We start from the raw sequence: 5918 nt of genomic DNA, 5'->3' as shown, positions 1-5918 counted from the left end.
GGCGCGGGCCGTCGGGCCGAGCAGGTGCGCGGGTCGTACCGACCCGCGGGCAGTCAGGCTGGTCAGGCCAGGAGCGTCGGCTTCAGGTCGACGATGCGCCCCAGCAGGCCGTTGACGAACGACGGCGAGTCGTCCGTCGACAGCGAACGGGCCAGCTCCACGGCCTCGTCCACCGCGACGGCGTCCGGCACGTCCTCGTTGTAGAGGACCTCCCACGTGCCGATGCGCAGCAGCGCCCGGTCGACCGCGGGCATCCGCTCGATCGTCCACCCGTGCGCGTGCGTCGCGAGCAGCTCGTCGATGCGCTCGCGGTGGGCGATGACGCCCTCGACGAGGTCGACCGAGTACTGCGGGAGCGACGCCTCCGTGCCGGGCTCGGCGACGCGCTGCGCGAGCAGCGTCACCGGGTCGAGGCCGCGCTGGTCGGCCTCGAAGAGGACGTCGAGGGCCCGCTTGCGGGCCTTGGTGCGTGCGCCCACGTCAGTCGTTCACGCGGCCCAGGTAGCTGCCGTCGCGGGTGTCGACCTTGACCTTGGTGTTCGACTCGAGGAAGAGCGGCACCTGGATCTCGTAGCCGGTCTCGAGCGTCGCGGGCTTGGTGCCGGCCGACGAGCGGTCGCCCTGCAGGCCGGGCTCGGTGTAGGTGACCTCGAGGACAACCGACGGCGGGAGCTCGACGTAGAGCGGCACGCCCTCGTTCGTCGCGATGAGCGCGCTCTGGTTCTCCAGCAGGAAGTTCGCCGCGTCGCCGACCGTGGCCGCGCCGACGTGGATCTGGTCGTACGTGTCCGTGTCCATGAACACGAAGTCGTCGCCGTCCTTGTACAGGTACTGGTAGTCGCGCTTGTCGACGTTCGCCGTCTCGATCTTCAGGCCGGCGTTGAACGTCTTGTCGACGACCTTGCCGGACAGGACGTTCTTCAGCTTGGTGCGCACGAACGCGCCGCCCTTGCCGGGCTTGACGTGCTGGAACTCGACGACGGTCCACAGCTGCCCGTCGATCCGCAGCACGGTGCCGTTCTTGAGGTCGTTCGTGGTCGCCACAGTCGTCGCTTCCTGTCGTGGGTTCGAGGGATTCGCGGTGCCGCCCGAGCGTCGTGGTGCCGGTGCGTCGTGTCGCCACGCCGTGCCGGTGCGCCCAGGGCCCCGCAGACCGCCGACCATCCTACCGCGCGCGCACCTGGCGGCCGCTCGCCGCCCTGTCGCGGGCTCGTGGCCTGCGACCTCGTGACCCGTTCAGCCGAACGCGGCGATCAGCGCGACCGCGCCGAACCCGACGAGCGCGGACCACACGAGCGACGCGAGCGTGCCGATGACGAACCGCTCCGAGGCGCCGGGGTTCTCGCGCAGCTCCGGGTACCGCCCGAGGCCCTTGACGGCGACGACGACCGCGATGCCGCCGGACTCGCCGACCAGCAGGCAGCCCGTCACGGCGAGCCGCTCGAGGATGCCGACCCACGTCCCGCCGCGCAGGACCGCCTGCGCGCCCTCGCCCTCGGGCCCGTCGGACACGGCGAGCGGCGACGGCCTGCTGCCGTCCGCGACGACGGTCTCGGGCGCCGCGACGACCTCGGCGGTGCCCGCGGCGGGGGTCTCGGCCGCGTGCGCACCACCGTGCCGCGGATCGCGGCGCGGGCGGCCGGCGTCGGACGAGCGCGACGCGAGCCGCAGCACGAGGGAGACGACGGGCCAGCCGCCGACGGCGGACAGCGTGAGCGCGGCGACGACGACGACCGCGACGAGCGGTGCGGACATGCGACCTCCGGGAGTCAGGCGCGAGCCGGTCGATCCTCCCCCGAACCCTGCGCCCAGGCCAGCAGCCGCGCGGCGGCGGGTCGGGCGGCCCGCTCCTCGGCCCACAGGGCGGTGCGCAGGCGCTGGCTGACGGCCTGCTGGGAGACGCCCATGCGGTCGGCGAGGTCCTCCTGCCGCAGGTCGTCGGCGCTCATGGCGTCGGCCACGGCCCAGCCGGCCTCCGACCGGCGGGACGCGACGGCCGCGACGAGGACCAGCACGGCCTCGGCGTCGCGGCCGGCGCCGTCGTCGCGGCCGCGCACCGCGAGGGGCACGGTGCGGGAGCGGCTCTTCGCGCTCTCGACGGCGGTGCGGGCCAGCACGAACGCGGGTCCGCTGCCCGCGCGCGGCGAGTCGGGCAGTGGCTCGTCGACCGGTCCCGCGCCGATCCCGACGGTCCACCCGCCGACACGCAGGACGTGCAGGGCGAGGTCGACGACCGCATCGGGGTCGTCGTAGACGCCCTGCACCTCGTCGCCGACGGTGCGCTCGAACCCGCGCAGCGGGCGGCGGCCCGTGCGCTCGTGGTGGTCGGCGAGCTCGGCGAGCAGGTGGTCGACGCGGTCACCGTGGCGCCGGCTGCCGCGTTGGTCGATCGTCAGGACGAACACCTGACAAGTGTGGCACCTTGTTGAACGTCCTACAACGTCTAGACGTTGTGCCCTACGTTCGCAGGGCGACCGCGGTCAGCGCCAGCCGGTACGAGTCGAAGCCGAAGCCCGCGACCGTCCCCGTCGCGACCGCGCCGACGACCGACGTGTGCCGGAACGCCTCCCGTGCGTACGGGTTCGTCAGGTGCACCTCGACCAGCAGCAGTCCGGCCGACGTCACCTGCGCCGCTGCGTCCCGCATCGCGTACGAGTAGTGCGTGAACGCCGCCGGGTTGAGCACCACGTGCGTGCGCGTGTCGACCGCCTCGTGCAGCCAGCCGACCAGCTCCGACTCGTCGTCCGTCTGCCGGACGTCCACCTCGATGCCGAGGTCCACGCACCACTTCTCGACCGAGGACACCAGGTCGTCGAACGACGCCGCGCCGTACACGTCCGGCTCGCGCACCCCCAGCCGCGACAGGTTGGGACCGTTGAGCACCAGCGCGCGCGTCATCGCACCAGCCTAGGCGTGCCGTCCAGCCGACCCCCGGCGCGACCCGCGCTCACAGGGACACCGCACCGGACGGCGCGGGAGCCCCCTCGCTGACCTCGGCGTACGCGGCCGCGAGCAGCGTCGGGTCGGGCCCCTCCAGCCGCACCGGGCGCCCGATGTCCTCCAGCACCACGAACCGCAGCAGGTCGCCGCGCGTCTTCTTGTCGCGGCGCATCGCCGTCAGCAGGCGCTCCCAGCGGTCGCCGCGGTAGCTCACCGGCAGCCCCAGCGACGTCAGGACCGACCGGTGCCGCTCGACGACCTCGTCCGACAGCCGCCCCGCCAGCCGAGCCAGCTCCGCGACGTAGACCATGCCCACCGACACGGCCGCGCCGTGCCGCCACTGGTACCGCTCGACCTGCTCGACCGCGTGCGCGAACGTGTGCCCGTAGTTGAGGATCTCGCGCAGACCGGCCTCCTTGAGGTCCTCGCCGACCACGCGCGCCTTCACCGCCACCGCCCGCTCGACGAGCTCCGCGAGGACCGGCGACGACGACGCCGCGACCGGGTCCTGCAGCAGCTCGACGTTCGCCTCGACGAGCTCGAGGATCCGCGGGTCCGCGATGAACCCGCACTTCACGACCTCCGCGAGCCCGGCGACGAAGTCGTGCCGCGGCAGCGACTCCAGCGCCGCCAGGTCGCACAGCACCCCCGCCGGCGGGTGGAACGCGCCGACGAGGTTCTTGCCCTCCGCCGTGTTGATGCCCGTCTTGCCACCCACCGCGGCGTCGACCATCGCGAGCAGCGTCGTCGGCACCTGGACCACCTTGATGCCGCGCAGCCACGTCGCCGCGACGAAGCCCCCGAGGTCCGTCGTCGCCCCGCCGCCCAGCGCCACCACCGCGTCCGAGCGCGTGAAGTCCGCCTGCCCCAGCACGCCCCACAGGAACGCCGCGACCTGCGCCGTCTTCGCCTCCTCCGCGTCCGGCACCTGCGCCGCGAACGCCTCGAAGCCGTGCGTCAGCAGGTCCTCGCGGACCGCCTCCGCCGACGTCGCCAGCGCCGCCGGGTGCACGACGAGCACCCGCCGCACCCCCTCGCCCAGCAGGCCCGGCAGGGCACCCAGGAGGTGCCGGCCGATGACCACGTCGTAGGGCTGCTCCCCCGCCACGTGCACCGTCGTCGTGCTCATCCCTCGTCCTCCCTCGATGCCGCGCCGTCGGCCACCCGCAGCGCCGCCAGCGCCTCCTCGACCTGCGCGGCCACGTCCGACGGCCGCAGCCCGTCGGTCAGCACGCGCACGCTCGCGACCTGCTCGTACACCGGCCGCCGCGCCTCCATGAGCGCCTGCCACCGGGCCCGCGGATTGCCCAGCAGCAGCGGGCGCGACTGGTTGAAGCCCACCCGCGGCGCCGCGTGCGCGAGCGACACGTCGAGGAACACCACGACACCGCCCAGCTCGCGGTAGCGCGCCAGCGCCTCCTGCGTGTCCGCGTGCAGCACCGCGCCGCCGCCGAGCGCCAGCACGCCGTCGTGCTCGACGAGCGCCCTCCGCACCGCGTCGTGCTCCAGCGCCCGGAAGTGCGGCTCGCCGTCGTCGACGAAGATCTCCGCGATCGGCTTGCCCGCCGTCCGCTCCACGTCGGCGTCCGTGTCCCGGACCCCCAGCTGCCAGCGCTCCCCCAGCGCGTGCGCGACCGTCGACTTGCCCGACCCGGGCGGGCCGACGAGCACGACACGCGGGCCCGACGACCCGTCGCGCGTCACGTCCACGTCACCCACGGCCGTCAGGACAGCAGCGACGGGATCGACGCGACGTACGCGTCGAGGTTCCGCCGCACCTCGGCGACCGAGTCGCCGCCCGTCTTCTCCAGCAGGGCGTCGGCCACGACCAGCGCGACCATCGCCTCCGCGACGACTGCCGCCGGCGGGACCGCGCACACGTCCGAGCGCTGGTGCTGCGCCTTGGCCGCCTCACCCGTCGCCGTGTCCACCGTCGCGAGCGCGCGCGGCACCGTCGAGATCGGCTTCATCGCCGCACGCACGCGCAGCACCTCGCCGTTCGTCATGCCACCCTCGACGCCACCCGCGCGGTTCGTGCGCCGCACGATCCGACCCGACGCGTCCCGCTCGATCTCGTCGTGCGCGACAGACCCGCGGCGGGCCGCCGTGCGGAACCCGTCACCGACCTCGACACCCTTGATCGCCTGGATGCCCATGAGCACCCCCGCGAGGCGGGCGTCGAGCCGACGGTCCGCGTGCACGTACGACCCGAGCCCCGACGGCAGGCCGTAGACCAGCACCTCGACGACCCCGCCGAGCGTGTCGCCGTCCTTGTGGCACTGGTCGATCTCCGCGACCATCGCCGCCGAGGTCTCCGCGTCGAAGCAGCGCACCGGGTCCGCGTCCAGCGCCGCGACGTCGTCCGGAGTCGGCAGCTCGGCGTCCTCGGGTGCGGCCACCGGCCCGATGGCGACCACGTGCGACACCAGCCGCACGCCCGCTGCCTGCTCGAGGAACGCCGCCGCGACCGTGCCGAGCGCGACACGCGTCGCCGTCTCGCGGGCGCTCGCGCGCTCCAGCACCGGACGGGCGTCGTCGAAGCCGTACTTGCGCATGCCCACGAGGTCCGCGTGCCCCGGGCGGGGACGCGTCAGCGGGGCGTTGCGGGCACGGTTGAGGACCTCCGGGTCGTCGACCGGGTCCGCCGACATCACCTCGACCCACTTGGGCCACTCGGTGTTGCCGATCTCGATCGCCACCGGCCCGCCCTGCGAGCGACCGTGCCGCACGCCGCCGAGCAGCCGCACCTCGTCCTGCTCGAACTTCATCCGGGCGCCGCGCCCGTACCCCAGCCGGCGGCGCGCCAGCGCGGCCTGGATGTCGGACGACTGCACCTCGACGTCCGCCGGGAGACCCTCGAGGATCCCGACGAGCGCGGGGCCGTGGGACTCACCGGACGTCAACCAACGCAGCATGGTCGTGATCCTCCCACGTGCTGTTCGGCGCACGGGACCACGCCCGTGACGTGGACGAGCGGG

At 74.1% G+C, this 5918-nt stretch carries 8 protein-coding genes; all 8 read right to left on the bottom strand.

Annotation, left to right across the window (positions count from 1 at the left end; all coding sequences use genetic code 11):
* Positions 1–62: 62 nt before the first annotated feature.
* On the bottom strand, positions 63–479 hold the full coding sequence (gene nusB / locus CBZ_RS18955) for a transcription antitermination factor NusB (RefSeq protein ID WP_130783013.1): 417 nt from the start codon (positions 477–479) through the stop codon (positions 63–65).
* Position 480: 1 nt separating this feature from the next.
* Positions 481–1044, bottom strand: coding sequence for an elongation factor P (gene efp / locus CBZ_RS18950; protein WP_130783012.1), 564 nt, complete (start codon positions 1042–1044; stop codon positions 481–483).
* A gap of 192 nt (positions 1045–1236) precedes the next feature.
* Entirely contained in the window at positions 1237–1755 is a 519-nt protein-coding gene (locus tag CBZ_RS18945; RefSeq protein ID WP_130783011.1) for a hypothetical protein, read from the bottom strand.
* Between the two features lie 14 nt (positions 1756–1769).
* A complete protein-coding gene (locus CBZ_RS18940; protein WP_130783010.1) occupies positions 1770–2405 on the bottom strand; it encodes a hypothetical protein in 636 nt (211 codons plus the stop codon).
* A gap of 52 nt (positions 2406–2457) precedes the next feature.
* Positions 2458–2898 carry a type II 3-dehydroquinate dehydratase gene (locus CBZ_RS18935; RefSeq protein WP_130783009.1) on the bottom strand — a complete coding sequence of 147 codons (441 nt, stop codon included), beginning with the start codon at positions 2896–2898 and terminating at the stop codon, positions 2458–2460.
* Between the two features lie 49 nt (positions 2899–2947).
* Entirely contained in the window at positions 2948–4069 is a 1122-nt protein-coding gene (gene aroB / locus CBZ_RS18930; protein ID WP_130783008.1) for a 3-dehydroquinate synthase, read from the bottom strand.
* Positions 4066–4659, bottom strand: a complete 594-nt coding sequence (locus CBZ_RS18925) for a shikimate kinase (RefSeq protein WP_246013548.1) — start codon at positions 4657–4659, stop codon at positions 4066–4068. Before CBZ_RS18925 ends, aroB begins: the two co-directional genes overlap by 4 nt.
* A gap of 5 nt (positions 4660–4664) precedes the next feature.
* Positions 4665–5855 carry a chorismate synthase gene (aroC, locus tag CBZ_RS18920; protein WP_130783007.1) on the bottom strand — a complete coding sequence of 397 codons (1191 nt, stop codon included), beginning with the start codon at positions 5853–5855 and terminating at the stop codon, positions 4665–4667.
* Positions 5856–5918 lie beyond the last annotated feature (63 nt).

Origin of the sequence: Cellulomonas biazotea, assembly GCF_004306155.1 — a bacterium.
Lineage (GTDB): Bacteria > Actinomycetota > Actinomycetes > Actinomycetales > Cellulomonadaceae > Cellulomonas > Cellulomonas biazotea.
Note: the sequence above shows the minus strand (reverse complement) of the source record. Positions and strands in the feature narration are given on the sequence as shown.